Here is a 24,013-nt window from a genome sequence, read left to right as displayed (position 1 = left end):
AAGAGGGTAGGGTGGTTCCGTGATAGGGGCTGCCCTCTTGTGTATATGGGGGATCAGGTGGAACAACATAGGTTAACCGAAGCTGCATCGTTATTGTTCTGGCGGATTCGGTTCCGTTCTTGCAGAGTGGTTGGCCCCGTTTTGCCGCTTATAACTCTTATCACTTTGCTCGCTTTGCCGCACAACCTTTCAGCTCAAAGCTTCCCGGTCCCCGCTGAGCCTGCTGCGACAACGCCGGCCGCTGCTTCCGCGTCACCGACCGCAGCGGGCCAATCGCCAGTTGCGGCCGCACCCGCCGGCACACTGCCCCTCAGTTACCGGTCCTTTTCTCTTGGTATGGGCCTTGAGGACCTTAAAAAAGCCCTTGCCGCCGATAGTCTTTTTGCGTTTCGCGGGGACCGGGATGTTTCTCTTTTACCCATGAGTGAGCAGACCTTGGTGGAAACCACAGGGCTTTCTTTTATCAAACGGGCATTTTTCCAGCTTAAGGACAGTAAAGTCTTTATTATGGCCTTTACCCTGAATACGGATATTATAGATCACTATTCGGTATTTACCACTTTGGTGCAGAAGTATGGAGAGCCTACTGAATTGAATCCTAGGGAAGCGGTGTGGCGTTCGGAAACCGTGCGCCTTTCCATAGAGCGGCCTCTTACGGTAAAATATATAGACCTGAGGGTATTTAACAGCATTGTCGAAGAATCTACAGTCAAAGAATCGAAAGAAGCGATATTACGCAGGGAATTCTTAAATGACTTTTAATAACGTTTTTTATGGTGAAATAATAAAAGTTTTTCGCACTGTGATGTTTGTCTCTTTAATCGCCCTCATTAGCTCCTGCGGCGCTGGAGCGGCTCAGCCAAAATTGCCTGTCCGGACCCTGACTCTCGTGAGCCAGGATGGCAAACGAATACCGGTCCAGGCCGAAGTGGCCGATACAGACCAGAGCCGCACCCAGGGCCTTATGTATCGAAAAAAAGTCCCCGAAGGGACCGGCATGTTGTTTGTGTTTGACCATGACCAGGTCCTCACCTTCTGGATGAAGAACACCCTGGTTCCCCTTTCCATAGCCTATATCAGCTCGGAGGGTAAAATTATCGATATTCTCGATATGGAAAGCCAAAGTCTAAAGCCCATTGTTTCGAGCCGTTCTGTCCGCTACGCTTTGGAGGTTCCCCAGGGATATTTTGCCAGAGTGGGTATCCGGGAAGGCGATTTGGTAAGCGATTTACCTTGACCAGGTGCACCGGCCCATTTACCCTTCGAGCTGGGCAAGCATTTCCTGCGCAAGAGGATCTTCGCTATCGTATTCCAGTACGGTTCTGAAAAAACCTGCCGCTTCTTCATGCTTCCCTTGTTTCATGGCAAGAATACCCAGATTGGAAATGACTTTAATGTTTTCCGGTTCAAGACGCAGCGCCTGTTCAAGCTGCTTCCGTGCTTCGTCCAGACTGCCCTGCTCGATAAGACAAAGGGCCAATTCGTTTCTCGTGTCACAGCCTTCCCCGCCAAGCTCCAAAGCCTTACGAAATGCGAAGGCAGCATCATCCCAGCGTTCAAGCCTGCGAAGCCCCCAGCCGAGAAGAAACCAGCCGTTCCAGACATCGGGATGGCGTATTAAAAATTGATGTATTTTCTCTATACCTTTAGCTTCTTCTCCCATACGGATAAAATCGTAGGCCTCTTTAAAAACCTGGTCATCAAGGCTCCGTTCGGTAATTTCCTTAATAATGCTCTGGGCCTTTTCTTTTTTCCGCGGGTTATCCGCCACGGGAATATAACGGGAAAAACAATCCCGGGCCTTTTCGTAGTTACGCTGTTTAAGATAGAAAAAACCTGCATTAAAGAGTACGTTAGGCAGCGGCGGATTTTGAGCCAGCAGGTTTACATATAATGTATGGGCCTCTGTCCATGCTTCCGCAGCCTCTGCTTCACGGCCCGAGCCATCCAGGGCGGAGGCCATCTCTTCGTACACAAGGGCCCGGTTAAGACTTACCTCCGGTGAATTGGGATACAGGGCTGACAGGGCAGAGAGTATTTCCAGAGAAAGTTCGAAATCTCTGTTTCGGGCTTTCAGGATTGCGGCTTCAGAAAATTCTTTAAGAATATCCGGTTTTACCGCCAGTACAAATTGGCGGTAATAGTCCGCGTCGGCATGAAAGGGTTCACGCTCAATAATTTTAATCATTCCTGAAAGGATCATCTCCCAGGAAAGTTGTTCCAGATCAAGCTCTTCCTGATCTGCGGGAATTTCTACCGGCAGCGGAATAGATGGATCGACGACAAAGTCTCCTGCCGAAATTTCATCTATCCGGCCGCGGAGTGATTCTGGGACGGACAGGAACACAATCCTGTCATTGTTATTTGTTGCTTTCATTCTTCTCCAGTTCTTGTGTTTCTTTTGTACCCTGGTTTTCCTGGGCTTGGGGGGCTTCCTGAACCTGTTCAGCCTTTGGTTCGGTTCGCACCTGGTTCAAATAGTCATTGATGCGCATTTTATAATTCATCGGAACCTGGTTTTCATTAAAATGCATGGCGACGGCTACCAGCTCTTTCCTGCCCTCCACATCTTCTATGCGCACTACCTTACCGGGTATCATAAGGGATTCTCGGGGATCATCAAAATCTAATCGGAGGGTTATATCTTTATCAGAAATAAATTTGGCTACTCCCACCATAATAATTTTTGCGCCAGAAAAGGAAATATCCCGCAGAATGCACCGCCGGGGAACACCCTGCAAATAAACAACAGTCTCCTTTGCGGTTATCTGCAGCTTTCTGATAGCCTCGGGAGTAATAAGAATTCGTTCATCTCTCCGTTTTGCGGAATTGATATTAGCGTCGAGCAGCCGTCCCATGATTTCTATGAGATCATCCGGGGGCCGCTGGGTAAATTGCAGGGTCAGCATGGAAACATCAGGGGAGCCCTGGTAAGGAGCGGAGCCTGCAACCCTGCAGGACACAAAGAAAAACATGGGATCCGTCTTGTTTGATATGCGGAAACTGTACCGAAGGTTGACCAGATTGTTGGCCTGCTGCAATTTTCCATAGAGTCCGGATTTTGTATTGATGATAACCTTAGCTTCTTCGAAGGATGTGGAATAGATAACGCAGGGCCATGCCTCTCCAAGACACTTTAGGTACACCTGCTGGGTCACCAGTCCCGTTGCATGGATTATTTCCTTGGTAAAGGTCACTGAAATGGTGCGATATCGTTCAAAATATTTTGTGATTTGCTGGCTTGTCAGAACACCCATGAGTATCCCTACTATAAATGAGGAAGCCCTATCTCGTCAATGCAAGCTACCACAGGCCGCAGACATACATACGTTCTGCGGTTTCTCTCATGTCGTAAACGATTCGGCGGAAGGTCCAGCGTTTTATGTCCGTATCATAGATGGCATATCGGGCTATTGCCGAAGCTAGTGTATCAGAAGAATGGGCATCCTGTGCATCCCGTGGAAAACCGACACTGCCGGGATTCAGGAGGTATCGAGCACTGTTTGGAAAGCTATCCACCTGCTGGTCTGCCTCGCCATACATGACCTGTAAAATATCCCGTCCCATTTTTTTCTTTAGTATAAAGGCAGAAGGCAGATGACTATGGCCAAAAAAACAATGGGAAAAGCTGACATCTCTAAAAGTTTCTAATGCATCGCTTTCAGACATAATATATTCCCAGACGGGGTTCCGGGGACTTCCATGGGACAGGAGGATGCCCCTGTGGGTATGGCTTACGGGAAGGGATGCAAGAAAGGCCTTGCTTTTAGTTGAGATTTGCTGCCAGGTCCATTCCATGGCTTTACGTGCATGGCAGGAAAAATCGGAGACATCCATTTTACCGCAGGCTGCCAGGTCATGATTCCCCGCCAAGATAACACTGCAGCTTCTTTGGGCAAGCGCTATGCAGGCTTCTGGATCTGGTCCATAGCCTACCAGATCTCCAAGACACCAAAATTCATCAACCTCAGGGGCTGCTGAATTTATCACAGCGTTAAAAGCCGCAAGATTGGCATGGATATCGGAAATGACCGCTACTCGCATTCTTATATCAATTTAATCTATAATTGAATTGTGTTAAAGGGATAGATGAGGATAGGGTATGAAGCAAAGAACTGCTCCGGGGTTTTTAGGGACCTTTACTGACCATTTTACCGATGTATGGCAGTTACTTTCCGAAACTACCCAGTTTTTAAGCAAGACAAAAGAATTTTCCCATTATGAAGCACAGCTTCGCCAATGGCGTTCCGAGCTGCAATCCAAACGGCATGACAGTGAAACTACCATAAGGGTGCGAAATGAGCTGGTTAACCTCCGCAAGCATCTAAGACTTATGGGGTATGATCTCAGTCTGGCCAAACAAACGCTCAAATTTGAAGGGTTCAGAAATGATGCCTGTATCCGGGATGGTTTTAAAAGGCTTGTGATTGTTTTTACAGATAAAGATTTATATTGGATGACCGGAGAGGATAATCATATAAGTCTTTCAGAATATTTGGAAAAGCGGCTCGAGGCTGCCTTAGCATCCGGTTCGATTGAACAAATCCGGGACCGGCATTATTTATGGTATAAGAGGCAAGGAACTACCTTAGTGCTGTCCGGTTCCGATACGGAAACAAAGGATGATTTTGAACGTCTTGCGGCAATTGGGGAAGCTAATCCTCTCTGGCTGCTTGGCAAGCTCAAAGGCCTTAAATAAAAACGGGGGCGTATGGAATATAAGTATTCTGTAAAAAGTTGCGTACGCTGGGGACTTATTGTATCTTTTATAAGTTTTATCTCCTTATATGGCTGCACAGGGCTCGCGCCGGCTAAAGGTCCGTCGGTCCCTCAGGACAGTGATGTGCTACCTGCTGAAAAAGACACAGCTGATGTGTCTGGTAACGAATTGCCGCCCAAAGAACCCGTACAGCTTTCAAGGTCTAGCGACCCCTTTGTACAGGGGCTCGCTGTTTTATTTATCCCAGTGACATATGAGCCACCAATGATACCCGCAGATGTGGGACAGGGGGATCTTAGCCTTCCGGCTCAGGTGAAAACTGCATTTCAGCAAGAATATGAGCGCTCTCTTCTGTCCTTTATTCCTCTTACGGGGGTACTTGGGGCAGATAAACTCCATAGATGGACTAATAAATCAAGGGATGGCAAAACGATCACCGCCCTGGTACAAAACTGGCAGAGCAGTGTCCCCCTTGCAAATGGCTGGGGGCTTCCGTCGCTTGTGCTTGCAATGGATGCAGAGGATGGGGGCGCGGTATATGCGATTTTTCCTCCCATTCTGGAACTATTGAGCCAGAACCGGGGGAATGGCCGCACTGCCGGTCTTGCAGGGTATGGCAAACCAGTAACGGGCTCTTTTCTTTTACGGGAAGGTAGCGGATATGCTTTTGGCCAGCGTTTTTCCACGGCCTTTATTACTGGTATACTCAACGAAAAGGGGTTTTCGCAGGGAAATGTTATACTTGAGTCTGCGCCTTCACTGAATACAGTCCCCAGCAAGGAAGTTGGACTAAAGGCTGAAGGCGATGTGGAAGAAGGATTTAGAAAAGTTTGGCTCAAAGCCTTGGATCAGGGAATTTTCCAACCAGGTTTTGGGATCCCCGATGGATATGTTTCAGGTCAAACCGATAGCATCGATAGCCAAATAAAATTTGTTTTTCAGACCTTCGATAAAGCGCGCTGGGCAATTGTGCAGCTTCTAGGGACTAGCAAGCAATCGTTCATTATAGAGCCGCCGTTTATGGATATTTTCTTAAACCTTCATTCAGATACAGGGACCGCCATTGCGAAGGCCCTCTCTGTTTACGGCTTTCCCATGGCAGACAGTTATGCACTGCCCTTAGCATATCTCATTCAGCAACCAGCCATAAAGACGGCTTTGGAGCAAGCTGTCAAAGCTGTACACCCTTATGAACCAGTAATGGTACAGAGGTATCAGCGAGGTCTTTGGGTGGCTTTCCCATCAAATGCGGAGCGATAAAGTCTGTTCAAGAGGTCCTCAAGCTTGGTCCCATAGGCCTGGTCCCTGGCCCATCGGCCTGCAAGGTCATGGATTGTTGGAGCACTGCCCCGTCGCACATATTTAAACCGTGGATCTGCCAGGGGTTGCCTGAGGCCTTCGGTAGATCCATAGGCCTTTAGGTGTTGAATATGGGCTCTTACCCCTATTTGGGCTGTCGGGAATCGTTCTCCAGGTTTTTCTGGCCCAATCGAACCAAGTCCACAGTAGTTGTGCATATCAGGGGTCACGAGGCCTCCAAAACGGAGAAAACTGGTTTCCAAACACATCTGCACAAAGGCAATATCTGCATTGACCCCCTCTGCAGCCCCTTCATTGTGGTACAGGGTAGCCATCAACATTGCTTCCTTTTCAGAAACTTTAGGATTGTGCTGTCTTAAAAAGGATGCGAGAGACTGAACCGGGACACGGCCTGTCCCCATGATATAGGTTGGAATTTGCGGAAGCACAGGTCGTTCAGGAGTCTCAGCGTATTTTACGGCAGATATGCTGGTGCAGGCGGTGAGTACGGCGGCTACCAGAATGACCAATGTTTTTATACAGCGTTTCATACTAGGCTTATCGACCAGCTTGTTTGGCTCTTAAAGCAAAATTGGACTTATACCCGTACTGATTGTATGGATGCTCAATTTTGTTATGACCATTTTTTTAAAGCCGAGACGTACAGTCCCCGTGATCTGCCAAAGGAGCAGCGCCCCCGGGAACGGCTTTCGGCGCTGGGTGCCTCTGCGCTGTCTGATAGGGAGCTTTTGGCCATAGTACTTGGATCGGGCGTTCGGGGCAAAAATGTCTATCAGGTGGCTGATAATCTCCTGGATTTGCTGAATTTATCCAAAGAATTGCCATCTTGGGAAGATCTCGCCGCATTGCAAGGCCTTGGATTTTCTAAGGCTTGCCAGGTACTTGCTATGATGGAGTTTGGACGCCGTCACTGGGGACCTGTTCGCAGTCGAATACATCAGCCTGAAGATGCCTATAAATTGCTGAGGCATTATGCTGACCGTAAACAGGAACATTTTATTTGTCTTTCCTTAAATGGTGCCCATGAGCTTTTAGCGAGCCGCATAATCACCATTGGACTTGTGAATCGTACGCTCATTCATCCGAGGGAAGTATTTTCCGATCCCCTTATAGACAGGGCATGCGCAATTTTAGTCGCCCATAACCATCCATCGGGGCAGGTGACTCCATCGCCTGAGGACGAGGAGATTACCCGGCGCCTTAAATCCATTGCGGATCTTGTTGGTATTACACTTCTGGACCATATTATTTTTTCTGAGACAGAATACTATAGCTTTTCTGCCGAACAAGCCAATATATTGTCCTAATCGATCTCAATTTTAATCGATTTTCCCCTGTTGTTCTGTATTGTTTTTGTTTTATAATTTATGAGGACACAGGGGGGATACATGACCTCGGCACTTCCTAAGCAGAAGTTTTTGAGCCTAGCTCTTTTTGGTATAGCCGCAACTCTTGGGTTTTTCCTTAACCGTTTTGTTTCTGTAGATATGGGGTTTGGCATTACCTTCCTGCTTGGAAACATATTTGGACTATTTTCTGTGCTCATTGGCCCTTGGCCATTCTGCTTTATAGGCCCCTTCGTTACCATGCTTCCCACTATTTTTCTTTGGGGACATCCATGGGCTTTGCTCAGTGTTTTAATTGAAGGCCTTTTTGTTGCACTGCTTAGTCAACGAAAGCATTATGACCGCATTTTGCTGTTTGAATTATTGTACTGGCCTCTTGCGGGAGCGCCGTTAGTCTTTGTGCAATATGTGTTTTTATTGCGAATGAATGCATCAGGAGCTTTGGCTGCTGCGGTCAAACAGGGGGTTAACAGTATTTATGATGCTGTTTTTGCGCTTATCCTGTTTTTTCTGATTCTTAGTTTCAAGAAATTTGTTCTGAAAATAAAAAGTAACAAAATACATGCCCAGCAGTATTTAGTTATGTTTATTAACCTTTCTATCCTGTTGCCCCTTTTAATTGGTACCGGGATATATATGAAGGTTGAACAACAAAATATCTTAACCAACGCAGAAAAAGAGGTATCTAAAATTGCATCGCTTCTGGTTGATGAATTAAACTATCCAGAAATAGAGGAAAATGATGAAACGGTTCTAAACCGAATGAGAAAAATAAACGAATATGATTGGGCTTTCTTCGTTGGTAACGAATCGAACAGGACCATTCAATATGCTTCTTTTTCGGGGCTCCCCTGGTATTTAAAAGAGGATGCTATCTTAATTGATTCTTATGATAATGCGCAGATTTTCCTTAATCCAAAAGAAAATAATCCAATGAAACAATGGTCCCGCGCGGTTGTCTTGGCTCTAAAACCATTGGGAAGCCTGTCACTAATGGTAAGCAGAAACTTGGAGAAGGATGTCGCCTTTTATAATAGTTCTGTCTCTACGGTTTTTATTTTTCTGTTGATATGGTTGGCCTTGTTTGGAACGCTCACATTCTATGTGGTACGTATTCTCATGAGACCTCTGGAAGGCTTGCGTTTAGCTGCAGAACAAACTCAAAAGGGATTAGTTGGCGTTGTCTGGCCGCAAACGAACATTTTGGAAATAGCTGAATTACGAGATAGTCTTGTCGCAATGACAAGCGCTCTCGAACAACGAAATGTGGAATTAGAGGAAGCTAAAAAATCCGCTGAACGGCTTACACGGCTTTCGGAAAAATACATTTCATTTATGGGTCATGAGCTCAAGTCCCCCTTATCAGCCATTTATTCAGTACTTGATACCATGTCCATACCGCTTGAAATTGATATAAAAACCTCTATTCAACGGCTGCTTGAATTGATTGATGATATTTTAGAACAAGCCCGCTCGTCTTCTGGACAGTTAGCGCTGCGATCCCAGCCATTCTCTCCGGCTCAAGAAGCTCGCAATTTATTAGAACCCTTAGCAATTCGAGCACGCCGAAGAAATTTGGACTTTTTCTTAAACATCGATCCAGATCTCGACATTGTAGTTATGGGTGATCCTATCAGATTTCGCCAAATTCTTTCGAATCTGGTCAGCAATGCCCTAAAATATACGGCTTCCGGTTCTATTTGGGTGAACCTTAAATCAATAAAAGAGAATGATAGTATAGAAATTCAAGGAACCGTACGGGATACAGGACGGGGCATAAAGCCGGAGCAGCTGGAGCTCATATGGCAACCCTTTGCGGCAATAAGTGCAAAAACCGAAGATGGTGAATCTAGCCATGGCTTAGGACTCTCCATTGTTCGAGAAATTATTAATGCTCTGCATGGCTCTATCGATGTTTCGAGTATTCCAGGACAGGGAACAATCTTCTCATTCCGATTTAAGCTGCCCATTTCCAGACAGGCTAACCAAGCTGCATCTGAAGTCCAATTAAATCAGCCTATAATATCTACAGGGCCTGTAAAAGCAGTTCAGAACAATCGTCCTGATCTGCGCGGCCGTCGTATTCTTGTAGTAGAGGATGAAAAAATCGCCCGTATCGCCATTGTCTATATGTTAAGATCCTGGGGCGCTCATATAGATGAGGCTGATGATGGCCGGCTTGCATTTGAGTTATGGTCCCATTTTTCTCATGATATTCTGATAGTCGATGAGCATCTTAATGGCATGGATGGTTCGGAGCTGATTAACAAAATCAGGCAGCAACAAGGCGCTGTGCGGCCCTTTATCGTATATTCAAGTGCCGAGATATCTCAGACAAATTCGTCTTTTATACAGAGTGAAGTTGATGCGGTACTCCTTAAACCGGTTACGGAAGAACGGTTGCGGCATATTTTAATGCCGTTTATGAATGATTATAAAATCAGTAATAATTAATGCTCATTTTCTTTTGAATTTGCTTATATTATTAGTAATAAGCCTGTGAGGCTTATAAATGTTAAAGCGAAAAGGAAGGTACACAGTATGATTAGCAAGGCAATGGTAGATATTATCAACAAGCAGATAAACAACGAAATGTATTCGGCCTACCTTTATATGGCCATGTCAGCGGATGCTTCGAGCAAGGGGCTTAATGGTTTTGCAAAATGGTTTATGGTGCAGTATCACGAAGAGATGCTCCATGCATTGAAATTTTATAATTACCTCCTGGACCAAGGCGCAGAGGTCCATTTGCAGACCATTAAAGAGCCGCCAAAAACCTTTGCCTCAGCCCGGGATATGTTCGAAAAGACCCTGGAGCATGAACGGTTTGTTACCAAATCTATCAATGAAATTGCGGACCTGGCCCAAAAAGAGCAGGACCATGCAACGTACACCTTTATTCAGTGGTATGTCACTGAACAAATAGAAGAGGAAAAAAATGATACCGAAATTCTCCAGCGGCTCAAGCTCGCAGGGGACACCGGCCCCGGTCTTTTCATGCTCGATGCTGCGCTAGGCGCACGGACAGTAACCGTTCAGACTGATTTCTCTGCCGGGGTTCCCATCACCGCGGGAGCCTAAAGACATAGGGCCGTCCGGATACATACCGGACGGCTTTTTTTATTCTTCTATGCTGCCACAATAAATTCTTTTTGAGTTATAATAATAAGTATGATGCATCAAAAAAAAATACCACTATTTTATGTATTTCTGTTCCTATTGCTAGCTCCAATATATGCGAAAGTCCCTGTTCAGGATATATATCTGGAGAGTGACGGAAATGGACTGGTTATCCAGAGCGTACCTTCCGGGGCTGAGGTCTATATTGACGGAATTCGCAGGGGCCGTACGCCCCTTATTTTGGCTACCCTCGTTCCGGGAACCTATCAGCTCGTGCTCGTTAAGGAAGGCTACGAAACACGGTCTGTGCTGATTACTCTGACCTTCGGCAAACGGCTTGATCTTACCTTGGTTTTAGCCCGAGCTACAGGACTGCTCAGTATAGAAATCGATCGCCGTCCTGGCAGCCCCGGACCCGAACGTTTGCCTCTTGAACCACGGCTCTTTGTGGATGACCTTGCGGTCTCCTCATCCTATCTAAAACTCCCTGTCGGTTTTCACCGTGTACGGGTTGAAGCCTTTGGATGGGAGAGTGTAGAACGGACCGTTATGGTATTTCAGGATTTTCCCCAGATCCTGACTGTTCGGCTGGAACCCGCAAGCTTCCGTATCAGCGACTTTTACAGCGAACGGCGGCGGCTTAATCCTTATAATTCCGGCATGCTTGGCGCTACGGATATACGTTTTTCGGTTAGCGCAGCGGGAATGGGGACGCTTACAATTGTAGATTCCAATAATTCGCCTGTGTATGAGTATCGGTTCTCCCCGTTCAGCGAAAAGAACCAGCAGCACACCTGGAAGGGTACTGATGCATCTGGCTCTATTTTGCGTGACGGGTCATATACGCTGATACTTAACGCAAATTCCATACCGTATGATGACAGCGAACCTGTCCTCGTAACAAAGCAAGTTCCGATTGTGATTGATTCTTCTCTGGTTATTAGGCCCTGGAGTATTGCCTCTGGAGCTTCTGGCCTCTTGTATATGCCGCTGCCTGAAACCTTGGGGAGCGGCTCATTCCAGATGGATTCCCGGCTGGTTTTTGGTCTTCCCTTCGGGGCTGCTTCTCCTTTCAATTCAGTCCCCTTCTCCTTTGGGCTCAGGTTTTCTCCAGCTAACTCCTGGGAAGCAGGTGTTTCTGGTGAATTTGACGCTGCCCGGGACCCTCTCGCAAACCAGCTATCCCTGGCTTTACGAAGGGCATTGCTTAAGAGTTCCCAGGATTTCCCCTTGAGTTTAGCCTTGGATTTTTCATGGACCGCTGCAGAGGTTTCACCCCTTTCTGATCCAACAGCAATTTCTTGGTCAGGCTCAATGGGCGGCTTCCGTATGGGACTTCCAATCTTTATACCCCTGTGGAAATGGGCCGGTTTCGGTATAAGCCCCGCTCTATTGTGGCCGATGGACCTCAATAGCTCGGGCTATACTGCATTCCCGGGTCTGGAACTCGGTGCAGGCTTTGCAGGAATGGGTGCAACCATTACCGGCGGAACATCGGCTAAAATGATCTGGCTTGGGCAAAATGAAGCTGGTTTGGGCTGGACGCCGGGACCGATATTTGCGGCGGCGGAACTTCACTGGTTCCCCAAACCATCTGTTTTTGTATTTCACCTGTATGGCGGCCTGTGGTATTATCGCGAACAGTTTGGAGCTTTTAGCAGTTTAGGTTTGGGCTTTATTCATTAAGCCAATTTCGGCGGGAGGCAGTTCTATGTATGAACGAATGAAAGCAGATTTACAACAGCGGCTTAAAGAACTGGAAGACCAGGGACTCTATAAAATAGAACGGATACTGCAGGGACCCCAGGGTCCTGAAATTACTGCCCGGTTACCCGATGGCCGGAACATTCAAGCTCTTAATTTCTGTGCAAATAACTATCTGGGACTTGCAAATCGACCAGAACTGATAGAAGCTGCCACAAAAGCAATGAATGAGTGGGGCTATGGGCTTTCATCTGTCCGTTTTATCTGCGGGACCCAAGAACAGCACCGGCTTTTGGAACAAGAATTGTCCTCCTTTTTAGGTACCGAAGACACCATATTGTTCTCATCCTGTTTTGATGCAAACGGCGGTGTTTTCGAAGCCCTACTCGATGCCGAATCTGCGATTCTTACCGATGCACTGAACCATGCGTCCATAATAGACGGTGTCCGGCTCTGTAAGGCCCGGCGGCTCATCTATAATCACATGGATATGGCTGACCTTGAACAGAAACTGCGGGAAGCCTCGGATGCAAAATATCGGATGATTGTCACCGATGGGGTCTTCTCGATGGATGGCGACATTGCGGATCTTAAGACTATTTGCGACCTGGCAGAGCGGTACGATGCGCTGGTTCTGGTGGACGACAGCCATGCTACGGGCTTTATTGGCCCCAATGGGCGAGGCACCGCGGAGCACTGGAATGTGCAAGAAAGGGTAGATCTCATCACAACCACCTTTGGAAAAGCCTTGGGTGGAGCTTCCGGGGGCTGTGTATCGGGGCGTCGTGAACTGATTCAGTGGCTCAGACAGAAAGCCCGGCCCTATCTATTCAGCAATACATTGGCGCCGGCCATTGTAGGGGCCACTAGGGAAGCACTCCGAATCGCGGCAAATGCACAGGACCTGCGCAACCAACTTGCCCGGAATACCATGCGTTTCCGCCGGGCCATGGAAGAAGTGGGTTTTTCCATCCGCCATGGGCACCATCCCATAGTACCCATCATGCTGGGAGATGAAATACTGGCGGTTCGTATGGCCCAGGCCTTGCTGGAAGAAGGAATTTATGTTATTGCATTCAGCTATCCTGTGGTGCCCCGAGGTTTAGCCCGTATTCGTGTTCAGCTCTCGGCAGCCCATACGGACCAGATGGTGGACCGTTGTGTGGAAGCCTTTGTTAAAGTTGGTAAGAAGTTAGGAGCTTTATGCCCCGACCGATAAGAGATCGCCGTATTCAGACCGTGCCGGCCTATGACATTTTCCATCCCGCCGCCGCCTGTCCCCTGCAAGCCCTGTCTGACGTGGTTCTATCCTTGGACGAATTTGAAGCTCTGCGGCTTGCAGATTATGAAGGTCTTTATCAGGAGGCAGCGGCACTTCGGATGGGTATTTCTCGCCAAACCTTTGGCCGTATTATTGAGAGCGCCCGTAAAAAAGTAGCTGATGCCCTGGTGAATGGAAAAGTATTGCGTGTTGGCGGTGGAAATACGATATTGCAGAATGAGGATGGACAAAACATGATAATAGCGGTTCCCACCGATGCTTCGGGGTTTATTTTCCCCCATTTTGGCCATTGTGAATTGTTTGCCATATATACGGTGGAAGGTCTCAACATTACCGCTGAGCAATCTTTTGCCCTACCAGGACTTGGGGGCTGCAAAAGCGGTGTGGCCAGTGAACTAGCAAAGAAAAAAGTAGAAGTGCTTATCGCTCAAAACATCGGCGAAGGAGCCATACGGCAGCTTTCATCCTTTGGCATCCGAGTTATTCGGGGTTTAAGCGGCTCTGCCAGGGCAGCAGTGGAAGCTGTCCTGGCTCAAGAGAATCTTTAAGGCAGGGCCACGCTGCTGCGCTGCCAGCAGCACCGCAAAGCCAATTTCAAAACGCGAAGCCTAGTAACCGACTTTTGAAATTGACTCATTTTGCCAGAACCTGTTCCCGGTCTGCCAGGGTTATGGTGAGGGGAATAGTCTTTCCGTTACGATTGATTTCTATATTTACCTTGTCCCCCGGCTTATTATCCTCCAATGCTGAATACAGGTCCGCAAGACGGGTAATTTTGATCCCGTCTACCATGGTAATAATATCGCCACCAAGATAAATAACACTGTTTCCATACCGTACTGGTTCTGTGCCCTGCCGAATGCCAGCCCGTTCTGCAAAGCCGCCCTTTTTCGTCTGGGAAACGAGGAGCCCCGATGAGACAGGGAGTTTTGCGTAATTCACTAATGCGGGGAAGAGCTGAACAACGGTGGCATCAATCCAGCCCCGGCGGACCTTACCATACTGTATCAATTCTGCCACCACCCGTTTGGCTGTGTTGACTGGTACGGCAAAACCAATCCCGACCGACCCGCCTGAAGGGGAATAGATCATTGTGTTAATGCCAATCATACGGCCCTGCGAATCAAGGAGGGGTCCGCCGGAATTACCGGGATTAATGGATGCATCGGTCTGTATCATGTCCCGGATGATAATATTATTTGATGTTTGGATTGGACGGCCAAGCCCTGAAACAATACCAACTGTGAGAGTGCGTTCAAGGGCAAAGGGATTACCAATAGCTAATACTTTCTGGCCAACCTTAAGGTTTCCCGAATCTCCGAAGGGAACCGTTTTAAGCTGCATTCCTTTGGGCGGATCGAACTTAAGAACCGCGATATCATTTTCCGGGTCCGTGCCTATTACTTTGCCTTCGAACTGGCTCCCGTCTGCCAGGTTGATGAAAATCTTGTAGGCATTTTCAATGACATGGTTATTGGTAAGCACATAGCCCCTGGTATCGATGATAGAACCGGACCCGGACCCACCGTCCTGCGGTACCGGTTCAAGAAACCAGTTTATGGCCACCGTTTCGGTGGTAATATTAACAACCGCTTCGTTGAGCCGCTCGTATACATCAATATTTACCCGCTCGTCCTCCGTATATGGTGTGAGCTCCGAAGTCTGAAGTGCTTTTACGTTTCTAGCGGATTGCTGCAATTGTATTTGAGGAATACTTTGCTGCTGGATAGTATTAACTGTATTAATAGATGTACTAAAAAAAGGAAGCTTTATAAGTCCTAATCCTATGGCAAAGAGGGCCACCAGGAGCCCGCTTAAAAGGGAATAAAACACCAGTTGTCCCCTGCTATACAGCTTCATTTGCTGCCTCCAATCCTTTAATTCTAGAGTTCTATTCTGTAAATATACTGCTTTTTGTGGTACCTTTACCAGTATGAACAGATTTGCACAACCTTATGTTACAATGCTCCTCTTGTTCTTTGCCCTTTTGGGAGTCACGAGCTGCAGTGCTGGAAAAAACGATGAAAAATTATCACAAAAACCCAGTCAAGATTTTTCGAGTCTTATCGCCTCTAGCGATATCACCGCACAGGATAGTACTACTGGCGATGTAGCCGCAGCTGACTCGAATGCTAAACCAGAGTCTATACAGCCAGTTTTAGTATTTATACAAGGCTCAGTCAGTATTTCGCGCGGTTCCCAATCCCTGACGGCCTCTGAAGGTCTGGAACTCATGGCCGGTGATACAATCAGTACTGGCAAGGATGGTTCTGCCGAGATCGCTTATGGATCGTTTGCGACTATTCGGCTTTTTCCGAACACCACAGTCAACCTAACGATGATCATATCCCGAGCGATGCAACAGGCTGACCATGATACGGTTGACCTTTCCCTTCTTGCGGGAACAGTGGCTGCCAAGGTTAAAAAACTTTCTTCCAAGGATGAATTCCTCGTGTTAACCCCCAACTCTGCTGCGGGGGTTCGGGGTACCCAATTTATCGTGGGCTATGAGAAACTTGCACGAACTGAGCGGACCCTGGTCGCTGTCCGGGAAGGAAGTGTTGCGGTCCTTCCTAAAGGCAAATTATTTACCAGCTTGATTGATGGACGCCAGGCAAATCCGCTTGCCGGGGCGGTAGTTGCGACGGCTTTTACGCTCGCTCCAAAGGCCGGCCCAGGTCAGGAGATCTCTATAGGCGGTCAAGATTCTACCCTTGGTACAGGAGAATACGAATTATTGCTTAACAGCGCAGAATCCGCTTATGGTTCTCTCGTTCATCAGGCCGAGGAATTGCAAGCCCGGGGGACCGACTTTGAAGCAGTTCGAGACCCTGTGGCGGTGCTGGCAGGACCCGATTCAGAAGCGGAACGGCCCTTTGCAAAGCTCAATCGTATGATGCCGGCGCTTTTAATTTCTGAGTATTCTCGAACGTTGCTTGAAATTCTTGACAGGATGCGGGATCCAGGAAAGGACAGCGCCGCACTACCTGCTGCTCTTCCAGAACGATACTTTGTTCCTCAGCCTAATGCCGCTCGTGATTCAAAAAAGGTAAACGTTACTCCGAACTATCAAGGCCTTGTTTATTCAGTACCTTTAGCGTCTACCGCTTTTGCTGGTATGTTGAGCCGAACCAGCGAGGTTGTTCTTCTCATGGATTCCAAGGGTAACCTATATGCTGTAGATCAGCAGGGTAAAAAATTGTATGAGCGCCAAACTGTTGTTTCTTTTACAGCCCTCGATACAACGGTTGCGGTGGTCGAACAACAAAAACTGACGATACTCGATGCCAATTCAGGCAGAGAACGGGGTTTTTATCCATTTGACTCTTGGCAAGGACTTCCGCAGGCAAAGCCGGTACCAGTTCCGAATGGTCTAGCCTTGGCTACTCCTCGGGGAGTGACCATCCTGAGACAAGAAAATGCTGAGGTAATAGCTGAAATTCCTGTGCTTGGCGGGGTAATTGCTCCCCTTGTGCTTGCAGATCCCCATCTGGTTGCGGTAAGCGGACAAGGTAAAGCTGTCTTTATTGATCTTAAAAATGCCCGTATCCTTGATGAAATAGCTATCAACCTATCTGCGGACGTTTTAAGTCCCCGCGTTAAAGATGGCCGTGTATATATCGCTGCCAAAAATGGAAGGGTAATTGCAATAGATACGGTAAATTACCGTATACTCTGGGATATAAAGCTCGATCAATCTATCCGCTCTGATCCGGAATTAGATGGGGGGAAGCTTTATGTCTGGCTTCAGGATAAGACCCTGAGGAGCATTTCACTTGTTGACGGAGCGATTGTCGGGACCACGATTCCCCATGTAGAATCACCGCCGCTTTTATCAAAGGGTAAGCTATACTGGAGTTCGAGTGGTCCAAGCCTCGTTATAGCCGATGCAGCAAGTGGGGTCATACTGAAACGGAGTCCCCTGCCTGAAGTAGCAAGCGCCCGTCCCATCTTGGTAGATGGAAACATTTATATTGGAACGGCAAACGGAAAGCTCTTACGGATCGATACTGATAAACTATAAAAAAAAGGGGGGATGCCCAATAAGTTTAGGACATTCCCCCCTCATTAAGTACGAAGAGCTAATTAACCTAATGCTTAGCGTTTCACTGCAGTGAGACCACCGGCAATTTTGAGGATGTTTTTATCAAACGTAACCTGCAGCTCTCCGTTCCAGCTGTACATGGCATCGGCAACGCCGTTATCATCAGTAATGTCTCCGGTCTTATTTGCAACGCCTGCCTTTATTTCCTTACCGCCGGGAATCTTTGCATCCCACACTTTTGCCCAGTTAACCTTTGCTGCGGTGCTGTCGGCAGAGAAATCTGTGTGGATTACCTGGGGGTTAGCCCCCTGAATGAATCCGATAGCCCTGCGTACGAAATCCCCTTTCGGGAAGGTGAATTTTCCATTTTTATCGGTTACCAGTTTATATGCCGTTCCGCGGTGTACATACTGGATAGTAATAACCCCGTCGGCTGCCTTGCTCACCGTGAGATTATCCAGAACCCGCTGATCCTTGGGAGCTACCGCAAAGAGGAACAGGCCCCGTAAGCCGGTGGGTAATACTGCTTTACCCTTTACATCATACAGGTAGGGCATGAAAATATGGGTTGAACCAAGCTTGGAAGCGCCAGTGGTAGCGTCCAGAGTGTCTTTTTCAGCAGCCATATACCGAATAGGGCCGCTAAAGGTAAAGTAGTTAGCAGGATCATCGGCGGCTACATTTACCTGATAGTCAATCTTGAGATCCTGAGCAAACAGAATCCCACCCATTAGGAGCAGCAGGCTCGATGCAATCAGTAATTTTCGATTCATATATTCCTCCTATCCTTTGGAATGAATCTCTAACATGAGCATTTTAGTATGGAAAATAATAAAAAGCAAGATATATAGTGCATCTTTTATTTATTTCGGGCCCAATAGCTGCAGAAGGTATCCAGGGCGCGCATGGCTGACCGAATGTCCGGATAGACCGGGATGCCCCCTTCTTCCAGCACCTGGACAAGACCTTGGTAGCGAGAGCCTGCATTAACGGAAATGACAAGAGGTTTTTTGTGCTTTACTGCGGTCTTTACCAGGAGCGGGCCGAGCGCATCCGCTTCTCTGCACAGCTCTTCCGTGGTCTTCAAGGTTTCCACATGGGGTACAATAGCCACAAAAGCACAATCTACCTGGGGATCCGAAAGCATGGCATCCACGATATCCGCAAAAAGCCTGTCATCCGTCATTGGCGTAACATCGAGGAATGAGGCTCCCACATTAAGGAGTCCATGTATATTAAGCTTTTGCAGGGTCTGGTTTGTTTCGGTTGTATAAACCGCAGGTTTTAGATTCCCAAGAAGATCCGCACCCATGGTGGCATCTAGGCCGGCATTAACGACGCCGCCTACCCGTAGGCCTTGGGGCCGATGTGAATCAAGCATAGAAAAGGCTTTAACGGCGTTATAAAAATCGGGCAGCTCATCAATAAGAATAATGCCCGCCTGGGAACATGCGGCCTGGAAAATCTCGTAATCGCCGGACATGCTTGCGGTGTGGCTTGCCGCGGCCTTGGCCCCGGCTTCGGTCCTGCCTGCCTTATACACAATGAGGGGTTTGGAGCTGTTTTTGGCGGCTTCAAAAAAAGCCCTGCCTTCGCCGGGGCCAAGGCCCTCCAGGTACATGGCCATGACTGAAATGCGGGGTTCCTCGCAGAAATAGCCCACGAGGTCCGGTACATTTACATCAACCTTATTGCCAAAGGAAACAATAGTACGGTAAATGGGCCAATAGGGAGCCCGTTCAACCGCTGTAATACCCATGGCCCCCGACTGGGTAAAGAGGGCCACATTGGAGTGTTCGGTCCAGCGGATGGGGAGCCGTTCATCCCCCAGAAAAAGGGTATTTACCCCCTTACGGTTTTTGTCTGGCGCAAAGAATACCCCCATGCAGTTTGGGCCGATAATACGGAGTCCCCGCTGGCTGTGCTGGGCTACAATGGCGGCAAAATCGGTGAAATGTATTTCCGATGGAATGCCCGAAATCAAGATAACCGCTGAACCGTCCGGAACGGTTTCCAGGAATTCTACGGTCCGCTGGGCAGGGGCAGCAAAAACATAGAGGGAACATTTGACCGGAATATCTTGGATGGTCGGATAGAGGGGAAAGGTTTTCCCTGCTATTTCGGTGCTGCCCCCTTTAGGGTTAAGGCAATACACATCTTCGCGGCCAAGTTCGGTTAAGAGCCCCACAATAATTCGGGCCATGTTGTATTTGGTTGCATCGGAGGAAACCCCGGCAACGGCAATGCCTGAAGGTTCAAAAAAGGCCTTAAGCGAATCCCGCTTCTTCCATGTGGTGGATATATTCCGTTCTTCGGAGGGCATGAATTGGGCAAAGCCATCGACGGCTACGAAGGGGTGGCCTGTGGTTTTAGAAAACACAAAGGGGTTTACATCCATCTGTAATAGGTGAAACGCTGGCTTAGGTTCCCGGCTAAATGAGTACTCGTAAGCGAGCTGAGAAATAGCATAGAGGGCATCTCCCATTTTGTTGCAGTAAGATGCCTGAATTTCCGGCGAAAACTTGTGGCGTATTTTTAAGTTATGGGTGATAGCGTATGCTTCATCTTTGGAAAGGGGGGCCAGGGCAAGATTCGGCGGATCGTAGTATTTAGCAAAAAATTCCGCATCATCTCCACCCTTGGTCAATGTTACGGTGGGTCCAAAGGCAATATCTTCTTTTACTCCAATAAGAACTTCGTTTCCTAAGGCTTGCGAAAATGGAATGAGTTCTGCAAGAAGGAAGCCTTCTATACGCGGTTTTTCTGTTTCAGAAAAGTGGGAAAGTACCTCTGTATGCATTACTTCCATTACAAAGCGTACATAGAGGGGATCTTCCACATCGATGATTTTTACGCCCCCCAGCTTGGATTTATGGGCAATGTCAGGGGATACAATCTTCAGTACCGCTCGGGGCAAGAAGGGACCAAGCTGGTCCTCGGTCAAGGTAATTGGATCGGTGATATGAAGATATCGGGGTACCTGGAGCCCTAAGGCCTTTAGAATTTCGTAGACCTCATATTCGTAGAGGGTACGCCGGCCTGCAGCAAGAGCTCCCGCAAACACCTTATTTATATTCTGTTCAATCTGTGGATCCAGATTCATGGCCTTCCTCCTTTTTGTATTGTACCACAGCTTTGTGAAAATTTTTCTAGCCTTTCCTGCTATGATGCGAAATAATTGCCCATCATATCGCTTCCTTTCATACTTACAATTCTCCTCGCTAATAATTAAGTAAAATTGCTTTACTAAATATAAATATTATAAAGAAATAATTAAAATATGCGATTGTCACAAAAAATAAATAATAAAATTATAACTTGGCACGGAATCTGCAATATATTAAGTGTCAGCCGTTGGCTGGCACATCGGTAATAAGCCGATACGAAATTATCGCGGAGTTGCATTAAGCACTCCAAACTAACGAGCATAAGGAGTATGCTATGAAACGCATTCTGATTATCGTCGCTGCCGGCCTCATCGCTGCCGGTTCCCTTGCTGCCCAGGCTGTAGGACCTGGTTTTGGCCCTGGCGCTGCCGCAGTGCAGACCCAGAATCTTCAGACCGTTAAAGTGGACGGTAAGCTTGCCCTGGTGAACGGTATGATCGCTGTTCAGAGTGGCGGAAAAACCTACTACGTAGGCGGCCTTAACCGGCTCATCGGGTTTATCGACGGGCTTAAAGAAGGTGCTTCAGTAAAACTGGAAGGCTATGCGATTGCCTTACCGGGAGCTCCCGAATACCAGCACCTGCGGGTAACCAAGCTGACCTTTAATGGCAAGGATTACGATCTTTCCAACAGCTTTGGTCGCGGTATGGGCATGATGGGGCCTGCGGGTAATGTGGGTCCAAACGGTAACTTTGGTGGCCGCGGCGGTCGTGGCGGCCGCTGGTAAGCGAAGCTAAAATGTTGAGATGGCCTGGGGCTTGCAAGATTACCTGCAGCCCCAGGCTTTTTTATTTCCGGTATTTACCGACCTTTTCTTCGCTGCTTCCCAGGTCTGTGCCGCTCCACAGTTTGATGTAGCTTGCTGCGGTGCCAATTCCCGCTTCCAGCATGCGGCGGTGCATCTGGCCTGCCAGCTCAAGCAAACGGGGGAGGGGGCCTTCTACCACGGTTTCGAAGGGGCCTACCTCATAGGAGAGCCCCGATTCTTCGATAAGTTTAATCACACTATCCACTACCGCATAGGTTTCAGTTTTCGTTGCCAGCCCCATGGGAAGACACTGAATGGCCATGGCCGAGGGGATAGCATCAACATCAATTTTCATATACACTCCTTCATATAAGTTCTGGTCCCTGCGGAGCCAGACAAAAATATCATCACTGCAATAGATAAGCTAAGGATTAAAATCATGACAGAATGCGAATTTGCAAGCCAGTGTCCTTTTTACAACAACCAGAGCGAAAACATGGGTTCCAACGCGGAGGAAGTTAAAAATAGCTACTGCCGCGGCAACAACCTCCATTGTGCCCTTTATATGATCGCCTCCAGTCTTGGCACGGATAAAATGCCCAAGAACGTGCTCCCCGGCGAAAAAGACAAGGCCTTCGCCATTATCGCAGGATAGTGTCTTTTATGCCGGTACTATTTAATCTATCCTAATTCAAAAACAAATATGCCCCAATGTATAAGCGCCAGCCATATGAACAGGGATGCAAGACCTATGGTTATTGTATAGAGGCTATCTTTACCAGTCCACGGGACCCTGTGGAAAAAAGTTCGTTCCCCTGTGCCTTCCATATATTCAAGTCCGCGGCCGGCCATAGAAAGGCTGAGCCGCTCCCCATGCAGAATGGCCCCTGACAGAATGGTAACGGGAAGCCTTGTAAGGCGGGAAATCCCGCCTTTTTTTGCCCGGACTTCGCTGGCAGACCGGATCTCCTGCGCCTTTTGGGCAATATCTATATCCCGTTTTAAGAGGGGGATAGTATTCCAGCCTGCAAACAGGGAAAACCCCAAGCGATAATTTAACCCCCAGTTTTGCATGAGGGCCCGGATAATGTCATAGGGACTCACCGAAAGAATGTACCCGGAAGACAGGCTTATCAATGTAAAGCTCCGCAGGAACACCGCAATAGCCCGTTCAAAGCCGTTAATTCCCTCCGCAGGAAACAGCAGGTTCATAAAAAAAAGCCCGAATGACAGGGTGGAAAGAGGGAGTACCAACTTGATGAACCGACGGAGCGAAAGGCTTGCGATGCCGAACAGATTGATGAGCCCCACTGCCAAAAATACAAGGGGGGTTGTCCTGTCTATAGCAAAAAGGACGGGTATCATGAAAAATACCTGAGCCAGAAGCAGCGCAAGCGGATTGGGCTGCCAGATGACTCTTTTCATGCCTTGTTGAGACAGGGTATTTGAATCGGCGCAGGGTGAATTTTGTATATGCGGGACGTTCATCAATCTGCCTCCTTAAATTGACCTTCCGAGAGCCAGAGGATCTTAGTGCTTCGGTTAGCCCGTTCTGCCAGTGCATGGACAAAGAGGCTGTCGTGACTTACCAGGAGTATGCTTGTTCCGGATAGTTCGGGCATGGATAGGTAGGATGCAAGGCGGTGCCGCGCTTCCCGGTCAAGTCCGTAGGTCGGTTCATCCATAATGATGAATTCCCGCCTCATGCTGAGGGCAATACAGAGGGTTAGCCGCCGCTTTTCCCCTTCGCTGAGCTTAAAGGGATGGGCTTTAAGCCGGTGTTCCAGCGAAAAGAGGCGAGCAAAGCGTATGGCTTCTTCAGCGTTGTGAGCTCCATGGGCGAGTTCTGCTTCTACCGTGTCTTCCAGAAAAAGGTGTTCCGGGTTTTGGGGAATATAGGCAATATGCTGATAATATTCTTTGGGGGTCATGCTTGTTATATCCCGGCCGTACAGAAAAACCGTATTTTGTTCTACCGGGAGGATCCGGATTATTTTTTTTAGGAGCGTTGTTTTACCGCTCCCGCTGGCTCCCATTATGGCCGTAATGGTCCCCGGCTCGATGCTAAGCGATATGTTGTGCAGGATTGATGGCGCATCGGGCGGGCCGTATCGGTGACTCAGGCTTCGAATTTCTAGCAGTGGCTGGGATTGCCCAGTGCTGCTGGCAGGGACTTTTTCTGCTGTGGCCGTGCCGGAAGCACTCTCCTCTGCGTCTTTCACTACCGGGGCCACAATCCGGTCTGTGCTTGGGGCCGTTTCCGGCAGTTCCAAACTCGGTGTACAGGCAAGAACCTCATCCCAGGAAGCCTGTTCTGAGATTGTACCATTATCAATACAAATCCAGCGTTTACAAAAGTGTTCCACAAGTTCAAGCCGGTGCTCCACCAGCACCACCGTCACCTGGGGCGGTAAGCTCTCCAGGTCACGGAAAAGTTCTTGGGAGCGGGCTTCGTCCAGATAGGAAGTAGGTTCATCAAGAAATAGAATATCCGGTTGCTGGATAAGGGCCGCCGCGAGGGAGAGCCGCTGACACTCGCCCCCGGAAAGCTCAAGGGGATT

Annotated in this window: 23 protein-coding genes; 13 read left to right on the top strand and 10 right to left on the bottom strand. The window is 48.1% G+C overall.

Going from position 1 to position 24,013, the window contains the following annotated elements; genetic code table 11:
* Positions 1–57 precede the first annotated feature (57 nt).
* Positions 58–762: a hypothetical protein gene (locus Q7P68_RS08245; RefSeq protein ID WP_304224684.1), complete on the top strand. Its 705-nt coding sequence runs from the start codon at positions 58–60 to the stop codon at positions 760–762.
* Entirely contained in the window at positions 752–1,237 is a 486-nt protein-coding gene (locus tag Q7P68_RS08240) for a DUF192 domain-containing protein (protein WP_304224683.1), read from the top strand. Before Q7P68_RS08245 ends, Q7P68_RS08240 begins: the two co-directional genes overlap by 11 nt.
* Positions 1,238–1,255: 18 nt before the next feature.
* On the opposite strand, the gene Q7P68_RS08235 is transcribed toward Q7P68_RS08240, so the two are convergent.
* Genes Q7P68_RS08235 through Q7P68_RS08225 form a run of 3 tightly spaced genes read right to left on the bottom strand, consistent with a single transcriptional unit; the run spans position 1,256 to position 4,044 of the window.
* Entirely contained in the window at positions 1,256–2,377 is a 1,122-nt protein-coding gene (locus Q7P68_RS08235) for a tetratricopeptide repeat protein (protein WP_304224682.1), read from the bottom strand.
* The gene (locus Q7P68_RS08230; RefSeq protein ID WP_304224681.1) at positions 2,361–3,257 is read right to left on the bottom strand and encodes a PilZ domain-containing protein; all 897 of its coding nucleotides are present in this window, start codon (positions 3,255–3,257) and stop codon (positions 2,361–2,363) included. Before Q7P68_RS08230 ends, Q7P68_RS08235 begins: the two co-directional genes overlap by 17 nt.
* Before the next feature lie 46 nt (positions 3,258–3,303).
* A complete protein-coding gene (locus tag Q7P68_RS08225; protein ID WP_304224680.1) occupies positions 3,304–4,044 on the bottom strand; it encodes a metallophosphoesterase family protein in 741 nt (246 codons plus the stop codon).
* Between the two features lie 58 nt (positions 4,045–4,102).
* On the opposite strand from Q7P68_RS08225, the gene Q7P68_RS08220 reads away from it, so the two are divergent.
* Entirely contained in the window at positions 4,103–4,699 is a 597-nt protein-coding gene (locus tag Q7P68_RS08220; protein WP_304224678.1) for a hypothetical protein, read from the top strand.
* 12 nt (positions 4,700–4,711) lie between these two features.
* Positions 4,712–5,980, top strand: coding sequence for a hypothetical protein (locus Q7P68_RS08215; protein WP_304224677.1), 1,269 nt, complete (start codon positions 4,712–4,714; stop codon positions 5,978–5,980).
* Here Q7P68_RS08215 and Q7P68_RS08210 read toward each other — a convergent pair.
* Entirely contained in the window at positions 5,935–6,570 is a 636-nt protein-coding gene (locus Q7P68_RS08210; RefSeq protein ID WP_304224676.1) for a glucosaminidase domain-containing protein, read from the bottom strand. The two genes, Q7P68_RS08215 and Q7P68_RS08210, sit on opposite strands and share 46 nt — an antisense overlap.
* A 66-nt stretch (positions 6,571–6,636) precedes the next feature.
* Here Q7P68_RS08210 and radC point away from each other — a divergent pair, with 66 nt between their 5' ends.
* The 6 genes from radC (at position 6,637) to Q7P68_RS08180 (ending at position 14,040) form a co-directional block, all read left to right on the top strand.
* On the top strand, positions 6,637–7,347 hold the full coding sequence (gene radC, locus Q7P68_RS08205; protein ID WP_304224675.1) for a RadC family protein: 711 nt from the start codon (positions 6,637–6,639) through the stop codon (positions 7,345–7,347).
* 81 nt (positions 7,348–7,428) lie between these two features.
* Positions 7,429–9,840: an ATP-binding response regulator gene (locus Q7P68_RS08200; protein ID WP_304224673.1), complete on the top strand. Its 2,412-nt coding sequence runs from the start codon at positions 7,429–7,431 to the stop codon at positions 9,838–9,840.
* Positions 9,841–9,927: 87 nt separating this feature from the next.
* The gene (locus Q7P68_RS08195; RefSeq protein WP_304224672.1) at positions 9,928–10,467 is read left to right on the top strand and encodes a ferritin; all 540 of its coding nucleotides are present in this window, start codon (positions 9,928–9,930) and stop codon (positions 10,465–10,467) included.
* Positions 10,468–10,557: 90 nt separating this feature from the next.
* Positions 10,558–12,192: a PEGA domain-containing protein gene (locus Q7P68_RS08190; protein ID WP_304224671.1), complete on the top strand. Its 1,635-nt coding sequence runs from the start codon at positions 10,558–10,560 to the stop codon at positions 12,190–12,192.
* Positions 12,193–12,217: 25 nt separating this feature from the next.
* Complete coding sequence (locus Q7P68_RS08185) at positions 12,218–13,429, top strand: glycine C-acetyltransferase (protein WP_304224670.1); 1,212 nt, start codon at positions 12,218–12,220, stop codon at positions 13,427–13,429.
* Positions 13,414–14,040, top strand: coding sequence for a DUF134 domain-containing protein (locus tag Q7P68_RS08180; RefSeq protein WP_304224669.1), 627 nt, complete (start codon positions 13,414–13,416; stop codon positions 14,038–14,040). Before Q7P68_RS08185 ends, Q7P68_RS08180 begins: the two co-directional genes overlap by 16 nt.
* Before the next feature lie 85 nt (positions 14,041–14,125).
* Here the strand turns inward: Q7P68_RS08180 and Q7P68_RS08175 are convergent, their stop codons facing one another.
* A complete protein-coding gene (locus Q7P68_RS08175; protein WP_304224668.1) occupies positions 14,126–15,352 on the bottom strand; it encodes a S1C family serine protease in 1,227 nt (408 codons plus the stop codon).
* A gap of 73 nt (positions 15,353–15,425) precedes the next feature.
* On the opposite strand from Q7P68_RS08175, the gene Q7P68_RS08170 reads away from it, so the two are divergent.
* Positions 15,426–17,516 (top strand): outer membrane protein assembly factor BamB family protein, encoded by a 2,091-nt coding sequence (locus Q7P68_RS08170; protein ID WP_304224667.1) that lies wholly within the window; start codon positions 15,426–15,428, stop codon positions 17,514–17,516.
* Between the two features lie 74 nt (positions 17,517–17,590).
* On the opposite strand, the gene Q7P68_RS08165 is transcribed toward Q7P68_RS08170, so the two are convergent.
* Complete coding sequence (locus tag Q7P68_RS08165; RefSeq protein WP_304224666.1) at positions 17,591–18,310, bottom strand: hypothetical protein; 720 nt, start codon at positions 18,308–18,310, stop codon at positions 17,591–17,593.
* Between the two features lie 86 nt (positions 18,311–18,396).
* Positions 18,397–20,640 carry an acetate--CoA ligase family protein gene (locus Q7P68_RS08160; protein ID WP_304224665.1) on the bottom strand — a complete coding sequence of 748 codons (2,244 nt, stop codon included), beginning with the start codon at positions 20,638–20,640 and terminating at the stop codon, positions 18,397–18,399.
* 338 nt (positions 20,641–20,978) lie between these two features.
* Between Q7P68_RS08160 and Q7P68_RS08155 the strand changes: the two genes are divergently transcribed.
* Positions 20,979–21,431 (top strand): hypothetical protein, encoded by a 453-nt coding sequence (locus Q7P68_RS08155; protein WP_304224664.1) that lies wholly within the window; start codon positions 20,979–20,981, stop codon positions 21,429–21,431.
* 61 nt (positions 21,432–21,492) lie between these two features.
* On the opposite strand, the gene Q7P68_RS08150 is transcribed toward Q7P68_RS08155, so the two are convergent.
* Entirely contained in the window at positions 21,493–21,807 is a 315-nt protein-coding gene (locus tag Q7P68_RS08150; protein WP_304224663.1) for a thiamine-binding protein, read from the bottom strand.
* A gap of 84 nt (positions 21,808–21,891) precedes the next feature.
* Here Q7P68_RS08150 and Q7P68_RS08145 point away from each other — a divergent pair, with 84 nt between their 5' ends.
* Positions 21,892–22,107, top strand: coding sequence for a hypothetical protein (locus tag Q7P68_RS08145; protein ID WP_304224662.1), 216 nt, complete (start codon positions 21,892–21,894; stop codon positions 22,105–22,107).
* Between the two features lie 26 nt (positions 22,108–22,133).
* Here Q7P68_RS08145 and Q7P68_RS08140 read toward each other — a convergent pair whose 3' ends face one another.
* Together Q7P68_RS08140 and Q7P68_RS08135 are read right to left on the bottom strand one after the other, a co-directional pair.
* Positions 22,134–22,940, bottom strand: coding sequence for an energy-coupling factor transporter transmembrane component T family protein (locus tag Q7P68_RS08140; RefSeq protein WP_304224661.1), 807 nt, complete (start codon positions 22,938–22,940; stop codon positions 22,134–22,136).
* Positions 22,940–24,013: ATP-binding cassette domain-containing protein (locus Q7P68_RS08135; RefSeq protein WP_304224660.1), on the bottom strand; the 1,074-nt coding region annotated here is incomplete at its 5' end. The genes Q7P68_RS08140 and Q7P68_RS08135, both read right to left, overlap by 1 nt.

It is taken from the genome of Gracilinema caldarium, assembly GCF_029265695.1.
Lineage (GTDB): Bacteria > Spirochaetota > Spirochaetia > Treponematales > Breznakiellaceae > Gracilinema > Gracilinema caldarium_A.
This window is presented reverse-complemented; position numbering and strand designations above follow the sequence as displayed.

Bases quoted from the DNA above. Each gene is read 5' to 3' on its own strand.
- Q7P68_RS08240 (WP_304224683.1), top strand. From the start codon at position 752: ATGACTTTTAATAACGTTTTTTATGGTGAAATAATAAAAGTTTTTCGC.
- Q7P68_RS08235 (WP_304224682.1), bottom strand. From the start codon at position 2,377: ATGAAAGCAACAAATAACAATGACAGGATTGTGTTCCTGTCCGTCCCA.
- Q7P68_RS08230 (WP_304224681.1), bottom strand. From the start codon at position 3,257: ATGGGTGTTCTGACAAGCCAGCAAATCACAAAATATTTTGAACGATAT.
- Q7P68_RS08225 (WP_304224680.1), bottom strand. From the start codon at position 4,044: ATGCGAGTAGCGGTCATTTCCGATATCCATGCCAATCTTGCGGCTTTT.
- Q7P68_RS08220 (WP_304224678.1), top strand. From the start codon at position 4,103: ATGAAGCAAAGAACTGCTCCGGGGTTTTTAGGGACCTTTACTGACCAT.
- Q7P68_RS08215 (WP_304224677.1), top strand. From the start codon at position 4,712: ATGGAATATAAGTATTCTGTAAAAAGTTGCGTACGCTGGGGACTTATT.
- Q7P68_RS08210 (WP_304224676.1), bottom strand. From the start codon at position 6,570: ATGAAACGCTGTATAAAAACATTGGTCATTCTGGTAGCCGCCGTACTC.
- radC (WP_304224675.1), top strand. From the start codon at position 6,637: ATGGATGCTCAATTTTGTTATGACCATTTTTTTAAAGCCGAGACGTAC.
- Q7P68_RS08200 (WP_304224673.1), top strand. From the start codon at position 7,429: ATGACCTCGGCACTTCCTAAGCAGAAGTTTTTGAGCCTAGCTCTTTTT.
- Q7P68_RS08195 (WP_304224672.1), top strand. From the start codon at position 9,928: ATGATTAGCAAGGCAATGGTAGATATTATCAACAAGCAGATAAACAAC.
- Q7P68_RS08190 (WP_304224671.1), top strand. From the start codon at position 10,558: ATGATGCATCAAAAAAAAATACCACTATTTTATGTATTTCTGTTCCTA.
- Q7P68_RS08185 (WP_304224670.1), top strand. From the start codon at position 12,218: ATGTATGAACGAATGAAAGCAGATTTACAACAGCGGCTTAAAGAACTG.
- Q7P68_RS08180 (WP_304224669.1), top strand. From the start codon at position 13,414: ATGCCCCGACCGATAAGAGATCGCCGTATTCAGACCGTGCCGGCCTAT.
- Q7P68_RS08175 (WP_304224668.1), bottom strand. From the start codon at position 15,352: ATGAAGCTGTATAGCAGGGGACAACTGGTGTTTTATTCCCTTTTAAGC.
- Q7P68_RS08170 (WP_304224667.1), top strand. From the start codon at position 15,426: ATGAACAGATTTGCACAACCTTATGTTACAATGCTCCTCTTGTTCTTT.
- Q7P68_RS08165 (WP_304224666.1), bottom strand. From the start codon at position 18,310: ATGAATCGAAAATTACTGATTGCATCGAGCCTGCTGCTCCTAATGGGT.
- Q7P68_RS08160 (WP_304224665.1), bottom strand. From the start codon at position 20,640: ATGAATCTGGATCCACAGATTGAACAGAATATAAATAAGGTGTTTGCG.
- Q7P68_RS08155 (WP_304224664.1), top strand. From the start codon at position 20,979: ATGAAACGCATTCTGATTATCGTCGCTGCCGGCCTCATCGCTGCCGGT.
- Q7P68_RS08150 (WP_304224663.1), bottom strand. From the start codon at position 21,807: ATGAAAATTGATGTTGATGCTATCCCCTCGGCCATGGCCATTCAGTGT.
- Q7P68_RS08145 (WP_304224662.1), top strand. From the start codon at position 21,892: ATGACAGAATGCGAATTTGCAAGCCAGTGTCCTTTTTACAACAACCAG.
- Q7P68_RS08140 (WP_304224661.1), bottom strand. From the start codon at position 22,940: ATGAACGTCCCGCATATACAAAATTCACCCTGCGCCGATTCAAATACC.